The following is an 18,717-nucleotide window of genomic DNA, read 5'->3' as shown; positions in this document are numbered from 1 at the left end:
AAAGTAAGCGTTTTCTTTATTTTAAAAAACAACCTCCTTCTGAATACACAAACACGTACCAAGTTCGATAATATATTTTATATATTGAATATATCAAAACACGCCTGAAATTGCAATCATTTTCCATTAATTTAACCTAATAAAATGGTATATAAAAAGTTCATTCAAAAGAAATAGGTGCAATGAAAGTAGCTTTGGGTTCTAGGCACTTTCCAATACATATTTAATTGCATTAATAACAGTTTTAGACTTTAAATTTATAGTTTATGGACTCATATCATTATAGACTGCATTATATAAAAAGAAGGTAAAACATTATTCTACCTTCTTTTTTCCTATTTTCTATCCAATGTCCGAAGTGCTGCTTGATAAGTTTGCTCCATCAGCATGGTAATGGTCATAGGACCTACACCTCCAGGAACTGGTGTGATGTGGCTAGCAAGTGGGGCAACTGCCTCATAATCCACATCCCCACAGAGCTTTCCGTTTTCATCGCGGTTCATCCCAACGTCAATGACTACCGCACCTGGTTTGACAAAGTCAGCAGTCACAAACTTGGCGCGGCCGATTGCTACTACGAGAATATCTGCTTTAGCAGCCACCTTAGCAAGATGATGAGTCCGTGAGTGGGTCAAAGTCACTGTCGCATTCTTTGCCAAAAGAAGCTGGGCCATAGGTTTTCCAACGATATTGGAACGACCGATGACGACCGCATGTTTACCTTCCAAATCAATTCCATATTCATGAAACATTTCCATAATTCCTGCAGGTGTTGAAGGAATCATGACTGGGTGACCAGACCAAAGACGCCCCATGTTCAGGGGATGGAAACCATCTACGTCCTTTTCAGGATCAATGGCCAACAAAATCGCTTCTTCATCGATATGTTTGGGTAAAGGTAACTGGACCAAAATCCCATGCCAAGCTAAATCTTGATTGTATTTGGCAATCAAGTCTAACAATTCCGATTGGGTAATGGTTTCTGGAACTCGCACAACTTCACTATGGAAACCAGCCGCAAGGGCTGACCTCTCCTTGTTGCGAACATAGACTTGGCTGGCAGGGTTGTCCCCAACCAAAATCACTACCAAACCAGGTACTAGCCCCGTTTCTTCCTTTAATCTTGTTGTCTTTTCAGCCAGCTGTCCTTGTAACTTAGCTGCTAGAGACTTCCCATCAATAATCTGTGTCATATCACTTCTCTTTTCTTTCAAATATCTTCCATTATACCAAAAACTGCTAATCCCCTCTAACACTTCTTTTTTAGGCTATCTTATAGTTTCAAACTATAAGAAAAAGGAGCGGATATTCCATCCAACTCCTTATTCTTATTAGAAAATCTAATTAGATTTAATCTTCTTTTTTCTTACGAGTAAGAAGTCCAATCCCTCCTAGTGCTCCAAGAAGTCCGAGCGATGCTAGACTAGCGCTAGCTTCTGTACCTGTGTTAGGCAACTCTTTTTGACCTTCAACATATTTAGGTGTTTCTTGTTTAGAAGATTTAGAAGGTTGAGCTGGTTTAGCAGGTTTTTCTACTTCCCTAGGATTTGGAACATAGTTAATTACTGTATCTTGACTTGGATCTGTTGGGATGTTTGGTACTACATATCCTTTTGTTGGATCTTTCGGATCAACTGGTTTAAGTGGGTTGCCATCTTTATCTTCTGGAGTGAATCCTGGAACGTATGGTAACACTTCTGTTGGTTGTCCTGGTTTTGTTGGATCTGTTGGATCATTTGGATACTTGATTGGGTCTGTTGGTTGTCCTGGGATGTTTGGAATCCATGATCCGATTGGTTTGTAAACGTATGTTACTGTTGAACCATCTGTGCCAATCTTACCTTTAGCGTCTCCATCTACACGAACAAGTAGGTGTCCTGGAATTACTTTTCCAGTTGTTGTGTACTCATCTCCTACTTTTCCTTCTGTTGTTTCTGAAGGGATTAAGTCTTTGCCTTTTTCATCTACATATTTAACTACTAGTTTARCTTTGTTTGCTACGTAGTTAATTACTGTATCTTGACTTGGATCTGTTGGGATGTTTGGTACTACATATCCTTTTGTTGGATCTGTTGGATCAACTGGTTTAAGTGGATTGCCATCTTTATCTTCTGGAGTAAATCCTGGTACGTATGGTAACACATCTGTTGGTTTACCTGGTTTTGTTGGATCTGTTGGATCGTTTGGATATTTGATTGGAGTTGTTGGTTGACCTGGGATGTTTGGAATCCATGAACCAAGTGGTTTGTATGTTACCACTTCTGTAGTGTTTTCTGAGTCTGCAGTTACTTTTGTAGTTGGTACTGTTACTTTATCAGCTAAGTATCCTTTAACTACTGGTGATTTCACTTCAGCCAAGTCTTGAGCTGGTGTCCAATCTCCGTATGTAACCTCACCTGTAACCAAGTTAACTTTCGCTTCACGTGTGAATTTAGCTTCTTGTGTTACTGTTTTTGGAGTTCCATCTTCGTTTAATACTGGAGTTCCATCTTCGTAAACATAAGTAATTGTACGTGTTACTGTTTTGTTTAGATCTTTTTCTTCCAAACCAGCTGGGTATTTAGGTCCGTCTGGGTTGTTTGGATCAACAGGTGCCCCTGGTGTTTTTGGTTGATCTGGTGTAACTGGTACAACACGTTCTTTAAGTGTTACTTTGAACTCTTGATCAGTGTCTTTATCTTTATCGAACTTACCACCTTCTGGGTATGTATTAGATACTAATTCATATCCTTTGTTTTCAAGTTCTTTAATTTTCGCTTTTACATCAGCTTCTTTTGTTAATGGTGTATCTGAGTCACCTTCTTCAGTAATAGCGTCAACACCTGGAATTGGATTTCCTTTTTCATCTACGAAAGTAGTCTTAGCTTTTTGCGTATCCTTCACATAGTTGATTGGTGTATCCTCACCTGGGTTAGTTGGGACACTTGGTACTTCATAACCTTTAGTTGGATTGTTTGGATCTACTGGTTTAAGTGGTTGACCATTGCCATCTTTTGGAGTGTATCCTGGTACATATGGTACTACTTCTGTTGGTTGTCCTGGTTTGGTTGGATCTGTTGGATCATTTGGATACTTAATTGGGTTTGTTGGTTGACCTGGGATGTTTGGTACCCATGAACCAAGTGGTTTGTAGGTTACTACTTCCTTGATATCTTCAGAATCACCTGTTACGTTTACTACTGGTACACTTGCTTTGTCAGCTAAGAATCCTTTAACTACTGGTGATTTAACTTCAGCTAAATCTTGTGCTGGAGTCCAATCTCCATATGTAACTTCTCCTGTAACTAAATTAACTTTCGCTTCACGTGTGAATTTAGCTTCTTGTGTTACTGTTTTTGGAGTGCCGTCTTCGTTTAATACTGGAGTGCCATCTTCGTATACGTATGTAATTGTACGTGTTACTGTTTTGTTTAGATCTTTTTCTTCCAAGCCAGCTGGGTATTTAGGTCCGTCTGGGTTATTTGGATCTACTGGAGTTCCTGGTGTTTTTGGTTGATCTGGTGTAACTGGTACAACACGTTCTTTAAGTGTTACTGTGAACTCTTGATCAGTGTCAACATCTTTATCAAAGACGCCATCTGTTGGATATGTATTAGAAACTACTTCATATCCTTTGTTTTGAGCTTCTTTGATTCTCGCAGCGATTTCATCTGCTTTTGTAAGTTTGTCTCCACCTTTACCTGTTTCAGAGATTGGCGTGTTACCTTCCACCTGCTTAACATTACCATCTTTGTCTTGGTAGACAAATGTTGTTTTAGCTTTTTGGATTGGTGAGTAAGTTACTACATATTCGTAATCTTCATCTGTTGCAGTTGTTGGCTGTACCGGAACTTTTTCTACACTTGCAATGTAACCTTCTTTTTGAGGTACTGTTACTTCTGGAAGATTTGTATCTCCGTTACCTACCCAATTAACGTAAATAGGCTTATCATTGGAGTCAACTGCAGCTTTACCATCAGAATTTAATTTGACAGTACCTGTATAACTTACTGTTTGTTTAGTTGGTTCAAACACCTGTTGCCCTGCAAGATTTTTAACATCGTCTGCATACACATACTTAATTGTACGGTTTACTTCTTCAACCTTAGTTTTCTTAACATATGAATAAATAACATTGTTAACATAAGCATTAGGATTCAAACCAGCCGCGGTAATTTCATCTGCAGTATATATATCACGAATCCGTTTATCACTAACATTAATAGTTCCTGCAGGACCTTTTGGAGGAATTTCAGCTAATATATAATCAACCCCAGCAATAGGTTTAACCAAATCTGGAATTTGATTCGTAACATCATATTTTTTACCTAGAATATTTTTTGTTTCATACGTACCATCTTCCTTAAGAGGTGCATATCCATTATATTCTGTCGGTATATATCCAATAATTTTACCAGTTTCTAAATCTTTTAAAGTTAAAGTAACTGCCCCAGTCTCAACAGTGGTTGAACCATTCGGTATAACACTAACTTCCCAACCATTGTTAACTTTAGTAGCAATTTCTTCTGTTTGACCATTTAATGGAGTCCCGCCTGTAACTGATAAAGTTGCGCTAGTTTTGTCATTACCAACTGTACTTCCCTTAGCAACTCGCCCTAATTCATCATATTTTATTTTTGAAAAATCATCTGAGAAGGTACGAGGTGTCAATACTTTTTCAATCCCTAGCTTATCTAAAGCCATAGAGACAGTTGAACCCTCTTGAATAACACCATCAATGACTTCTAGTTCCAATCGAGTTGGTGATTTCAATGTAGCTTTTAATGTAAAGCTTGTATCTCGGCCATCTTGGAGAATCCAAACATTATTTTGATTAGCTTGAACATTTGACCAACGGTTAGATGGCCTATATGTCACTTCTGAACTCTTAATAGAATTCTTTCCATTTCCCAATTCACGGAAATAAGTGAACTCATCATTTGGTAAATCAATTGTAAATTTAGATCCTTTGCTATAGCGAACATCAGTATCTGTATTAATAACTACAGAATCATTCTTTTTCACAAGTGAAGAGCCATTATAGTTAACACCATTGTCAGTCAACAAAGAGACACTAGTCGACTGCTTCTGAACACTCGGCTTAGTTGCTTTATGTATGTAAGTATGTTCCAGAACTTTTTGGCCATCTACCTTAATCTCCGCAGTGTATTCTGTATCCTTAGAAATTTGAGGAGCATAATATCCACTACCTGTTAAATTTTCAACAGAATATGTTGTAACCGGATAATTACTAGCTTTTTCGTTCCATTCTATTGTATAAGTAATAGTTCCTACTTCATTGGGAATAGCTGGTTGCTCTGCAAGACGTTCTTCATAAGTCATTCCATCTTTCATACGTTGAGCCCAATATGGACTTGTTGTACCTTTGTTACCTGTAGAATTACTTTGGGCAGCAGATTTCACCACACCTATCGTTGTACCATCCGCGGCTTTTATTGGTGTTCCTACCTTGAATGCATCACCAAATCCTGCTAAATTTTTTAATTCAATTTTAGTAGTATCACCCTTTTGAGTTCTAGACGTGTCAAAAGAAATTTCTATTCCCCATGCCGTTGGTGCTGAATTATCAGCATTCATAGTAATATAAGCGTTTTGAACGTTTACTACGGCTTTTCCTTCTTTTATAAGAGCTTTACCAGTATGAGTTTCAGCTAATACAGCTTCAACTTTACCTGCATGGCCTGCACGTTTCATTTCAGCATAAACTGCTTCAATTGCGGCTGAAAGACGGTTCACTTGGGCTACCATCTGATCTTTAGAAGCATCAGATGAAAGTAAACCTTTAGATGCTACTGCTTCTAACTTAACAGCAGCAATTGCAGCTGACAATTTTTGTTTAGCTTCAACATCTTTAGCTTCCTTATCTGAAAAGTTTGAAGCAACTGTTGCCATTACTTCTGCTTCTGAAGTCAATTGAGTAAGAACTGTCTTCACTTCATCTTTAGGTTTTACTGTTTCAGCTTTTTCAGATGTTTCTTTGTCAGTTTTTTCTTTAGCTACTTCTTTTTTGTCAGCTTGCTCTTTATCAGATTTTTCTGTTGCAGCTTTATCAGTAACTTCTTTTTCTGCTACAGGTTTAGCTTCTTCTTTTACTTCAGATTTTTCATCTGCTTTTACAGCATCAAGCTTTAATTCTGGAAGTTCTTCAACAACTGGTGTTGTTATGGCTGAATCAGGTTTCTGTTTATCAGGATTTGTAATTTCTGTAGCCTTTGCAGAACCAGTGTTCGTCTCATCAGCTTTGACAGCATTTGTTCCTAATAGGAGAGCAGTTCCCAATAGAACACTAGCGGCACCAAAGCTATACTTACGAATAGAAAAGCGTTGAGCTCTTCTACCATGGTATTTTTCCATTCTTGAATACATGTTTTCTCCTTTTTTAAAATATGTGTTAATTACGGAATTACACCCAAGTATTTAAACAACGCCTCCATTTCCAGCTTAATTTATACATTAAAGCAGCTACACTTAGGTACTTAATTCCTAATTTACATTATAACATTATTTCAACTAAACTGTCTACGTTTATGTACAAAATATGAGGATTTTTCTATATATATATATCAATCGCTGTTTTGTGTAATTTCATCATAAAAAATAAAAGGCCAATTTGACCTTTTACTTTTATATATTTATTTACGGTTTAATACGGTGCAACATACGTGGGAATGGGATAGCTTCACGGATGTGTTTTGTTCCTGCTGCAAAGGTTACCATACGTTCGATACCGATACCAAATCCTCCATGTGGAACTGTACCGTATTTACGAAGATCAAGGTAGAATTCATATTCTGTACGATCCATGCCAAGTTCATCCATCTTAGCGACAAGGGCATCGTAGTCCTCCTCACGCATAGATCCACCGATGATTTCTCCATAGCCTTCTGGAGCAAGCAAGTCTGCACAAAGCACGCGCTCTGGATTTCCAGGAACTGGTTTCATGTAGAAGGCCTTGATGGCTGCTGGGTAATTCATGACAAATGTTGGTACACCAAAGTAGTTTGAAATCCATGTTTCGTGTGGTGAACCAAAGTCATCACCATGCTCAAGGTGTTCGTAGTCAGCGTCTTCATCATTTTCATGCTCTTGCAAGAGGTCAATAGCTTGATCATAAGTGATACGTTTGAATGGCTCTGCAATGTAGCGTTTCAAGAGCTCTGTATCACGTTCCAAGGTTTCCAAAGCTTGAGGCGCACGGTCAAGAACACCTTGAAGAAGAGCTTTTACATAAGCTTCTTGCAAGTCAAGCGACTCATCGTGTGTCAAGTATGAGTACTCTGCATCCATCATCCAGAACTCAGTCAAGTGACGGCGCGTTTTTGATTTTTCAGCACGGAATACGGGACCAAAGTCAAAGACACGACCAAGTGCCATAGCACCTGCTTCTAGGTAAAGCTGACCTGATTGGCTCAAGTAGGCTGGCGTACCGAAGTAGTCTGTTTCAAAGAGTTCTGTTGAATCTTCTGCCGCATTTCCTGAAAGAATTGGGCTATCAAACTTCATGAAGCCGTTCTTGTCAAAGAATTCATAAGTTGCGTAGATGATCGCGTTACGGATTTGCATCACTGCTACTTGCTTGCGAGAACGGAGCCACAAGTGACGGTTGTCCATCAAGAAGTCTGTTCCGTGTTCTTTTGGTGTAATTGGGTAATCTTGAGATTCACCGATCACTTCGATGTCTGTAATATCCAACTCATAACCAAACTTAGAACGTTCGTCTTCTTTGACAATTCCTGTCACATAAACAGACGTTTCTTGGCTCAAGCGTTTGATAACATCAAACTTCTCAAGTCCTACTTCTTCACCAAATTTTTCTACAAAGTTTGGTTTAAAGGCCACACCTTGGAAGAAAGCTGTTCCATCACGCAATTGCAAGAAAGCGATTTTTCCTTTTCCTGATTTGTTGGCAACCCAAGCACCAATCGTCACTTCTTGACCAACATAGTCTTTTACATCGATAATCGTTACACGTTTTGTCATTATTTTTCCTTTTCTTTTTCTTTTATTTTTCCATAAATGCTTTCAAGCGTTTAACTGCTTCTTTAAGCGTGTCTAGGTCTGTCGCATAGCTGAGGCGCACATTTTCTGGCGCTCCAAATCCTGCTCCTGTAATCAAGGCCAGACCAACTTCTTCAAGAATAGCCGTTGTAAATGCTGTTACATCGCTATAACCTTTCATCTCCATAGCTTTTTTGACATTCGGAAAGAGATAGAAAGCTCCTTGTGGTTTTACAACTTCAAAACCAGGGACTTCACACAAGAGTGGATAGATGGTATTGAGACGTTCTTCAAATGCTTGACGCATAACTTCCACAGAATCTTGCGGTCCAGTTAGGGCTTCGATAGTTGCATATTGTGAAACAGCAGTTAGGTTAGAAGTTGTTTGACCTGTCAATTTGCTCATAGCAGCGATGATTTCTGGATCACCCACTGCATAACCTACTCGCCAACCTGTCATGGCATAAGCTTTTGATACACCGTTAATAACAATGGTTTGCTTGCGAATGGCTTCTGATAGACTAGAGATTGGTACGAACTCATTCCCGTTATAGACCAAACGACCATAAATATCATCTGCTAGGATGAGAATGTCATGTTCAACAGCCCAATTTCCGATAGCCAAGAGTTCCTCACGGGTGTAAATCATTCCTGTCGGATTGGATGGCGAATTCAACACCAAAACCTTAGTTTTATCTGTACGAGCTGCTTCTAACTGCTCTACGGTCACCTTAAAGTGATTGTCTTCCTTAGCTTGAACAAAGACTGGAATCCCTTCTGCCATCTTGACCTGGTCTCCATAACTAACCCAGTATGGAGTTGGAATAATAACCTCATCTAAAGGATTGATTACAGCCATAAAGAAAGTATAGAGGGAGAACTTGGCACCTGTAGCAAAGGTAACCTCGTTACTTGCGACAGAATAGCCATAGTAGCGCTCGAAGTAGGTATTCACCGCAGCTTTTAATTCTGGTAGACCTGAAGCTACTGTATAGAAGGAAGCCTGTCCTTCTCGAATAGCTTTAACTGCTGCATCCTGAATATTTTCAGGAGTGTGAAAATCTGGTTGTCCCAAGGTCAAGAAAAGGACATCCTTACCTTGAGCTTTTAATTTTTTTGCTCTCGCATCACTAGCTAAAGTGACACTTTCTTCCATTTCTAAAACACGCTTGGATAGTTTCATAAGCCCTCCTTATTGAGCAATGCTCCTGTTTCAAAATCTACTAGATAAAAATCAGAGCCTGACTTTACTTCCCAGATTGGCTTGTCTTGATAACGGCCAAAGGTTATCTTGTCAATCTCGCCAGCTCCTTTTTCCTTCGAAACCGCTTCTGCTTTTTCTTGTGAAATACCATGATTTAGCTGATAAACGTAAATCTTATGGTCATCTTTACCAATCAGGACAGCAAGCGCTTCTTGCTGTTTATTATGACCAAGAACACTGTAGTAAGATTCCAAGCCATTGTATAAATCAACCTGATCAGCCTGCTCTAATCCTGCATACTGCTGAGCTAATTTTTCTCCTTCACTTTTAGCTGTTTGATAGGGTTTCATGCCGAGAGAAACCAGATACAGAAAGGAAGCACTGATAACCACAAACAAAATCGTCATCCCTAGACCATACTGCCACAGTAGATTATTTTTTGCTTTATTTTGTCTTTTTTTCACTCGTCTATTTTACCATCTATTGGGCTTTATTACAAGTGAATGCAAGAACAAACCTATATTATTTCTTCCTTCAAACAAAACAGATTTTTCTTAGCTAAAACCGAGCAAGAAAATTAAAGACAGCTCCAAAATCAACCTATTAAAAAACCTGAGCTTGGCACTCAAGTTTTTAGAAGTTCTTTTAATCTATGGTATTATTTTATTATCTATTCTTTTAGCCATTTTTCCTAAAAATACAGGCAGTAGAAGGCTAATCATGACTAAAAAGAATCCTAGATAAAGAAATGCTACTACAAAGCCTAAATGGTCAATCAACCACCCTGTCAGTGGGAAGAATACAATCATACTTAGGCTAAACATCATAGAGTAGACACTCAGCATGGTTGCCCTTACTTCACTTGGGAGTCGCTCTTGCAAATCATTATCAAAAATCGGCTGAAAAAGAGCATATAGAGCATTACTAATCAAATAAACCAAAATATAGATTAGAGGTGTTCCAAAGTAGGACAGCAGGTAGGTAACTCCAGTCAGCAGGACGAGAATAGGGAAAAGCTTCAAGGCGGCATATCTCTTTCCAATCTTACTCGCTAGATAGACTGCGACGATATTCAAGAGACTTCCAAGTAGCATAACTGCTGAAATTTGCCAGCTACTTAAATCCGGTAACTGATTTTGATAGTAAAAATAAAACATGCACATGAGTGTCCCAACAATCTGAGACAAAATCATCCAGTTGAAGAGCATAGGATTTCGCTCCAACTCTTCCTTAACAGTCCACATAATCTGTTTCATGGTCACACTATCAGTTTTTTCTAGCTTGACACTGGGCTCTTTCAGCATCCAAATCAAGACAAGAACTATGATAGAAGTGGCAATCATGATATAGTAGGTCAGGTGCAATTGACCATGGCAAAAAATCCCGCCAACACTGTCCCCAAAGAACGAGTTCCTTCTGCTACTCCTGACATGAAACTTGAAATGGATAGATAGCGCTCCTTTAGCCCAGCCTCTACAGCCGAGTCATAGACCATTGCTGCACTTGTTCCTGAATCAAAATTATAAGACAAGGCACTTATCGCCATAGCTAGCGCATAAATCCAAAAATTTCCCTGCCCAGCCAACATAAGAATAGAAGACACAATCCCTGCTATACGACTTAAATAAAGGTTGGTCTTATAGGAATAGCGGTCAGCTAACATACCAGATGGAATTTCACAGAGAAGACTGGTCGTATGAAAAATACTCTCCAGAAGTCCAATCTGCCAAAGAGACATTCCGTTTTGACTGAGAAAGAGAATCCAAAAACTGGTAATCCCTAGAAATGCAAAAAACTCAACTCCGGCCATCAGGCCAATATTTTTCCGATAATTTCTTATTAACATCTTTTCTCCTTAACAAGTGTATTATTATTTCTTTTGTCCGTCACTTGTTAATCTTTGCCTTACATGATCTCCACCCCTTTTAGAAGCATTCTTCAATGCCATTATTGTTCCTTTAATGATTTATGAAATGATACCGGAAAATAGCTGTTCTGCGGTTTCTATTGCTAGTTTTCTTGTTTATTTTAGCACTTATGTCATTATATTACAAGAGAATATTGGAATACTCCTATAAAATCAAAGAAAACTAAAATCCAAAAAACAGTTCTTACTTTTCCAGTGGCAACTGACTAGAGTTTCAGCAATTTTATAATTTTCAAATAAACTCTGAGCAAATTTCTTGCAAGTCCTTTTGTTTTGTTGTAATATATTTTATAACAACGAGAGACTTCTCGGAAATTTAAGAAAAAGGAGACACATCATGTCTAAAAAAGTATTATTTATCGTCGGATCACTACGTCAAGGTTCTTTCAACCACCAAATGGCTCTCGAAGCTGAGAAAGCACTTGCTGGTAAAGCAGAGGTTAGCTACCTTGATTATTCAACCCTTCCTCTCTTCAGCCAAGATTTGGAAGTTCCAACACATCCAGCTGTAGCTGCTGCTCGTGAAGCAGTTCTCGCTGCGGATGCCATCTGGATTTTCTCTCCAGTCTATAACTTCTCTATCCCTGGTACGGTGAAAAACTTGCTTGACTGGCTATCTCGCGCTCTTGACTTGTCTGATACACGTGGCGCTTCTGCCCTTCAAGACAAGTTTGTCACAGTATCATCTGTAGCCAATGCAGGTCACGATCAACTCTTCGCTATTTACAAAGACCTCTTGCCATTCATCCGTACACAAGTCGTTGGTGACTTTACTGCTGCACGTGTTAACGACTCTGCCTGGGCAGACGGAAAATTGGTTCTTGAAGAAACAGTCCTAAACTCACTTGAAAAACAAGCTCAAGATTTGGTAGCCGCAGTTCAGTAAAAAATAGAGAATTTTAAGAAGTCCTTAATATAAAAATGAGCCACTTTAAATTTAAAGTTGCTCATTTTTTGTGCTATTTAATACTATACTACTAGTTAAATCAGTATTAACACTTTATATTTAGCGATGTCTTCTAGCATGACCACGAGTTCCTGGTCCAGTTCTAATCGGTTTAACTTGTTTACCTGGACGCGAAGGAGCATGGTGTACTGGTCCATGATGAGGTCTCGTTAAATGCGGTTTAGGCTGAACACTTGGTTTTGGATGAGTAACAACTACGTTTGGTTTTGTAACAACTCCGACCACATGCGTGTGGCTAGTGGTGCCAGTATGAATGACACTTGTCACCTCTGAATGAGTTTCAGTTTCATTTGTTGTAATAGTGACAATCGGTGTTGTTGGACCCGCTGTTGTCGCATTTGAGGTAACAGTGGTTGTCGTTGTAGTTGTAGTCGTAGCCGTTCCACCAGGAACAGGTTTTGTCTCTGTTTTCTTATTAACAGATGTTTGTGAAGAAAAATCTGTTGGTTTAATTGCAGCCAAGGCTTCAGCTGGAGTTAAGCTAGGTTTTGAATCAGTAGTCGCTACCGGTTTTGGTTGCACAGCTGGTGTTGGTGTAGCTGGAGTAGATACTACTGGTTTAACAGGTGTTACCGGTGCAGGGGCTACTGGTTTCACTGGAGCAACTGGTTGTGGTGTGGCAACAGGCGCTGGAGTTACTGGTGTCGAAATTACTGGTTTGACTGGTGTTGATGGTGCTACCGGTTTTGGTTTAACTACAGGTGCTGGCTTAGCCGGAGTTGACACTGCTGGTTTAACCGGTGTTACTGGTTTTACCGATACGACGGGTTTTGCAACAATTGGTGATGATGCAACAACTGGATTCGGAACAGTCAAAACTGGTTTGATAGAAATTCCATTCCCTAGACTAGAAGGAGTTGCTGCAATAGTTGTTACTCCTTGTGGAGTGACATTTGGTTTATGAACAGTCGTATCCACTGACGCTACTGTTTTATCATCAATTCTTGTGATTTTCCAATTATCATAAATAACTGCACCAGTAACGAGGTTAACTCTCGCCACTCTTTCAAAAACTACAGATCGAACTACATCTTTGAAAGCTTGTTTGCCATCTTTTTGATATTTGTAGTGAATCGTCTGCTTGGTCATTTTTCTCAGTGTATCTAAGTTTTCAACCGATTTAGGCCAAACAGGTGACAATGCATCTCCTGCTACTAATGGATTTCCAGCAATTGGTTTCGGATCATCTGCTGTAACAGTCACAACTTTTTCGATTAATTGAACTGAGAATACTTGATCAGTTTGTTTTTCACTGTCGAAACGTTTATCATTAGCATTTGCAAAACCATCATGTACTAATTCATATCCTTGTTTTAGGTACTGATTAATACGAGTTTTTGAATTATAAACAATTGTTTCACCTGGAAGACCAACTACACTATCCACATTTCCTAAAACTTTAGGACTTGTTTCTGTTTGATTGAGGTATTTAACCTGTGCTTTTTGTTGAGCAAGATAATCATAAACAACATGGATATCAGCCTGTGTCAAATATCCCTTACTATTAGCAGGTGTTTGTGACAAGACATATACTACACCATCTTTTTCGAAACGTTCAGGAACTTTAGCAGTCACATCATAGTTATTTCCCAACAAGTTAATGAGATTTGAACTCTTATCATGTGGTGTATTGAATGTTTCTAAAATAGCTTGACTTGTTTTATCACGATACTGAATATCAACTTTACCAAATTTAGCTTCTTCGTACACAGCTACCACGTTAGCTTGAGCTCGTGTAATCGTACCAGATGTCTTCGTATTGCTATAGAAACGATCATTCTGTGCATATTCTTTAAAGACATAATATTTACCATTTGGTGAATGCAATAAATAAGGTGCTGTGATAGATGTTGTTTGAATTCCTTTGTTTTCTTGAACTTCTGTCTCAGTTGTATTTCTCTCTAAAGTAGCTACATAGCTAGTATCAATTTTGGTAGATGGTCTTACAGTAGTGAATTTGTCTTGAAGGATACCTCCATTTTCCACCGCTGCAATGGCAGGAAGAAGCATTTTCCCTTGAGTATCAACGAATCGAACGGCTACATCTCCATATACAAGGCGTCCATCTGTTCTTACCATATCTGGATTGGCAATTTTCCAATCAGAATCAGCAGCTTGTTCGTATTGGTCTGTAAGATTTTTACCTTTGGCATCAACAACTGTCAATGTCCCTGGAACATTTGATTTAAAACCATTTCTAGCTTCATTCAGATAATTAACTGTGTGACTTGTCGGAACACGGTCAACTCCAAAGTCTTTTGTACGTAATACATAAGTTCTTCCAGCCAACATCTTTCCAGATACCAATTCAAAGGTTAATTCATTATCTGCTGCCTTAAGAATCTTGAATTTGGCATGTTGACCAGGCTCTTCACGAGGTGCCTCCAAAATAACATTATGGCGATTTACCCTTGTTCTTGATGTATCAGGGCTAGTATTTATCATTTCGACATTGTGGGCACCACGTTCAACAAATTCACCGACAGTAGCAAACTTATTGAATTCTGTATCATTGATACGAACGGTGAAACGGGTCCCTGCACTAAAGTTTGATTTCCATGTTCCGATACGAAGAGTGCTGTTATATGTTTTGATACTACCATCATCATCCAACATAACATCACCTGTGAAGTTAGCTGTAGCTGGTGTATCATAAACTTTAGGTGCTCCTATATCTGTTTTAATCACAGTGTAATTCTTAGTGACTACATTTTGACCATTAACTGAAATAACACCAGTTACAGACTTATCCACGTTCACTCGAGGATAACGAATTCCACCTCTGTATTGAAGTTCAAAAGTAACATCATCTAAGCGTTCAATTTCGTCAGTAAAACGGTATGTTGCTTCAATATGACTCCCTTTGTCAACTAAATCCCATGATTCTTTTGTGTCCAAAGCAACGTCACGGTCTCCACGTGAAGCCCAGTATGAAAGGCTTCCAGCTTTGGCATTATCATTTTTCTGAACCAGACTCACTCGTTCTGCAAATACTTTACCTTCAGCAACCAATTTTTGAGGAAGATTATTATCTTGTGGCAATTCCTTCAAACCAATTGTAAAGATATCCCCCTTATGATAGGTACCATTTTTAAATTTTAATTGGAAGCGATAATCAGCAATACCTGTTGAAGTTACACGGTCGGCCATGTCGATTGTACCACTGGCAATAATATTTCCATTATCGATAGCTACATCCTGTATTTGAGTTGGCGATAGATTAGCGCTAATTTTCTTGCCGTGTCCTGCACGTTGCAACTCAGTATATACTGTTTCAATAGCTGAATACAGTTGATTTAATTGAGTCTTAAGATTTTCTGCACTAACAGATGAATCTTTCAACAAGGATTTTGATTGTGAAATCTGAATTGTTGCTGCCTTAACAGCTTCTTGAACCAAGGCTTTTTCTTCAACTTTACGATCTGCTTCTTGAGCATAACGAACAGCAACTTGATTTAAAACTTCTGCTTCTGATACAACCTGTTCCAAGGTAGTTTTTTCGACTGATTTTTCTTCTTTTACCTTCTCACTTGAAGCAGGTGAGGTAGTTTTTTCTTCACTAGACTTAACTTCTTTAGAAGTGAATTCTTTTGAGTCAGAATTTTTTGTCTCAGCTGCCACTTTAGACTCTGCTTCCTTCTTTAGAAGGGCATTGATATCTAATTCTTCTTTTTCCAAAACTGGAGCTTGAAGAGTTGAAGGTAATTCTGCTATTTTTTCCTCAGATTTCTCTTGCTTGGTCTCTTCTGGTTTTTCAGAGACTTTTTGTTCTTCTTTTTCAGTGCGATGTGAATCTACTTTCTGTTCATCTGCACTCACATTTGAATAAGTACCAAAAACCATCAAGGCAGCTACAGCAACAGATACTGCACCAAAACTTGATTTTCTAATGGAATACTTGTTTACCTTATTCATTTGATTCCGTTTTACTCTTGAATACATATATTTTCTCTCTAACTTTTTATGATAAAAAAGGGAGTGGAATTGATGCTGTATTGACATACATTCTCACTCCCTAAAACACTACACTTCCAATATTTTGTTGTCTAGAGTTTTGTTTTGATTTTATTCATCTCGTTTTGCTTTTCCAACTAAACTGAATCCAGCAATTAGACCAAGCACTCCTAGAGCTTGAGCCATACCAGAAGAGTGACCTGCAGTTTTTGGAAGGTCTTTTTCTCCCTCTTTTGGAGCGGGCGTTGGCGTTGGAACTGCTGATGGCACTTTGGGAGCTGGAGCGGGCGTTGGAACCGGAGTTGGTGTAACTTGTGGAATTGGTTGAACATTTCTATAAGTTACAGTTACAACTTGATTTCCAGTTTCTGCTGTAATTCCTTGAACCGAATCTACCTTAGCAAGATCAGGATTGTATCCTGCAATGGTTGGAGATACCACTTCGTCAAAACTTGTCACTCCATCTTCAGAAACCCAAGATGTACTTGTAGTTTTACCTGTTACATTATCGATACTTAACATACGTGAAAAACTTACTTGATCATGGTGATCTTCACTTGCTTTTGTACCATCTGCAAATACATAATGGATCGTTCTCTCTACTACTTTAGGAACATCTTTTTTAACAGTGATCTTATGTTTCAATAGAACTGTATATTCTTGAACTTTAGTTTCATCTGTATCAAAAGTTGCATCTGTAGGGAAACCATCTTTCTGTAATAAGTACCCTTTTTCTATCAATGATTTCAAAACAGTTTCTGTCGTATAAGCAATCTTTTCTCCAGATTTACCAGTAACATTGTCTGTATGAACGACCTCATCCTTATTATCAACATCTATATAACGAACCACTGCAACTTGATCTGTCTTGACGTAAGTTACCTTTGTATCTTCACCTGGATTTTCAGGTGTGACACTTGTACGCTCTGGTTTGTAGCCTACAATTTCAGGTACTGCAGTTTCTCCAGCTTTACGAGGATCATTTGCATCATTCATGTATTGTGGTTGAGGAGCATCTGCAATCACATTTCCAGAAGCATCTACTGGAATGATTTTACCCAAAGCTTTATATGTAACTGTATCTGTTGCTTTTGGTGAATCTGGCGTAACTGTCTTAGCACCAGCTTCTGATTTATCAGCAAAATATCCTGCCACAACTGGGACTTTAACTATGCCATAGGTATGGTTCTTGTTTTCCCAAGTTGTTTCTTTAGTCGCTTCATTATATGATCCCTTGAAGACAAAATCATTTTGCACATTATCGTTAGGAGTTGCAGAACCTGCACCAGCAAAGCTTACCGTTTGGTTTGTTTCCTTAGATACTGGATCAATAATTTCATTATATGTTACAAAGGTATCTTTTCCGATGCGATCAGGATCAGATTCATCATTTGGTTCGATTGTCTTGTCAACAATATTATATCCCCAAACAGTTGGTTGCGTATTATTTAATACATGGAATTTTGGAGCCGCAGGAATTTTTGTTTCCGCTGCTTTTGTTGCATCGTTTGGATCATTATCATAGTACTTATAGAGAGCGTCTTCAATGTTTTGTACCACCTCTCCTTGTTCATTGATATATTGTCCTTTATTATTGACTGCTACAATACGTCCCATTTCTTTCAAGTCAACATTAACTTCTGTATCTTGAGGAGAATTTGGGTTAACCTCCATCGTTCCTACTTTGTTCACAGTAGCATAGAATTTTGGTGTAATAGGAGTTCGCACTGCTTTGAACACTGCATTAACAGATGAATCAGCTTCTGAATTAGTTGAACTATCTGGCTCTGCTACAGTGGCACGTTTACCTCTTGATGAACGACGTACTGAACGCTCACCATTTTCTGTCACAGTTAAGCCTAATGGAGACTCTTGAGAATTAGTAACTTGTGGAGCTAAAGCTAGTCTTACACTAGATGATCTTACAACTCTTGTTACACTGTTATTTGCTACTGTAGGAGTTGTAGCTGATGGTTGAGTTGCTACTGGAGCTACAACATCTTGGTTTTTAATACCAGTAATCTTCCATTGTTCATAATTGATATCACCAGAAACCAAATTCACAAGAGCATTTCTTTCATAGCTGATATGTTGATCAATCGTTCCATATGCAGCTTTTCCATTTTTAAGGTAACGGAAGTTGATACGACGACTTATTGTTTGAGTCAATTTCTCCATTCTCTCGACAGTACGTGGCCAATTTGGTGTATTTGGTTGTCCTGGATTGACTGGTGTGTTTGGTTGTGGTTTAGGATCTTTCGGTGTTACACGTTCGACACGTTCTGAAAGGGTTACAGTGTAGACTTGGTCACGTACTGTATCGTAGTCATAAACCTTCGCACCACCTGCTGTGAATTCATCGCTAACAAGGTTGTAGCCTTGTTTCTTGAATTCATTGATTTGACTTGTTGTGCTGTAGGCAATGGCTTCTCCTGACTTACCTGTTACTTCATCTGTTGTGAGAACACGGTTACCGTTAGTGCTTACGTAACGGATAACAGCTTTTTGAGCATCCTTACGGTAAGTAACTGTTTCAACACGGTCTTGGTCTTTAGCCTTCACTCCGCTTACAGCTGGAATTTCTGATTTATCCGCTGTGTAACCTGCGATAGTTGGAGAAACCACTTTATCAAACGTATCATCATTGGTTGTCCAGTCTTGGAAGTC

8 protein-coding genes and 1 pseudogene are annotated in these 18,717 nt (G+C 38.7%); 1 reads left to right on the top strand and 8 read right to left on the bottom strand.

All coding sequences use genetic code 11. The annotated features are described in order from the left end of the window. Positions 1-335: 335 nt before the first annotated feature. The 6 genes and pseudogenes from N5909_RS07325 to N5909_RS07300 form a co-directional block, all read right to left on the bottom strand. A complete protein-coding gene (locus N5909_RS07325; RefSeq protein ID WP_333908975.1) occupies positions 336-1,193 on the bottom strand; it encodes a bifunctional methylenetetrahydrofolate dehydrogenase/methenyltetrahydrofolate cyclohydrolase in 858 nt (285 codons plus the stop codon). A 157-nt stretch (positions 1,194-1,350) separates the two neighbouring features. Beyond that, a complete protein-coding gene (locus N5909_RS07320) occupies positions 1,351-6,366 on the bottom strand; it encodes a mucin-binding protein (protein ID WP_271631055.1) in 5,016 nt (1,671 codons plus the stop codon). A 270-nt stretch (positions 6,367-6,636) separates the two neighbouring features. After that, positions 6,637-7,980, bottom strand: a complete 1,344-nt coding sequence (gene asnS, locus N5909_RS07315; RefSeq protein ID WP_419965932.1) for an asparagine--tRNA ligase — start codon at positions 7,978-7,980, stop codon at positions 6,637-6,639. A 22-nt stretch (positions 7,981-8,002) separates the two neighbouring features. After that, positions 8,003-9,181, bottom strand: a complete 1,179-nt coding sequence (locus tag N5909_RS07310) for a pyridoxal phosphate-dependent aminotransferase (RefSeq protein WP_271631054.1) — start codon at positions 9,179-9,181, stop codon at positions 8,003-8,005. Then, positions 9,178-9,666, bottom strand: coding sequence for a DUF5590 domain-containing protein (locus N5909_RS07305; protein ID WP_265485212.1), 489 nt, complete (start codon positions 9,664-9,666; stop codon positions 9,178-9,180). Before N5909_RS07305 ends, N5909_RS07310 begins: the two co-directional genes overlap by 4 nt. A 186-nt stretch (positions 9,667-9,852) precedes the next feature. Beyond that, positions 9,853-11,048, bottom strand: a pseudogene (locus N5909_RS07300) (MFS transporter). Positions 11,049-11,466: 418 nt separating this feature from the next. Here N5909_RS07300 and N5909_RS07295 point away from each other — a divergent pair. Further along, positions 11,467-12,015: an NADPH-dependent FMN reductase gene (locus tag N5909_RS07295; RefSeq protein ID WP_261027723.1), complete on the top strand. Its 549-nt coding sequence runs from the start codon at positions 11,467-11,469 to the stop codon at positions 12,013-12,015. 120 nt (positions 12,016-12,135) lie between these two features. Here N5909_RS07295 and N5909_RS07290 read toward each other — a convergent pair whose 3' ends face one another. After that, a complete protein-coding gene (locus N5909_RS07290) occupies positions 12,136-16,038 on the bottom strand; it encodes a mucin-binding protein (protein WP_271631053.1) in 3,903 nt (1,300 codons plus the stop codon). A 123-nt stretch (positions 16,039-16,161) separates the two neighbouring features. After that, positions 16,162-18,717, bottom strand: a 2,556-nt coding sequence (locus tag N5909_RS07285) for a mucin-binding protein (RefSeq protein ID WP_419965931.1), incomplete at its 5' end; no start/stop codon positions are given.

This window comes from Streptococcus gwangjuensis (genome assembly GCF_028156745.1).
GTDB lineage: Bacteria > Bacillota > Bacilli > Lactobacillales > Streptococcaceae > Streptococcus > Streptococcus gwangjuense_A.
This window is presented reverse-complemented; position numbering and strand designations above follow the sequence as displayed.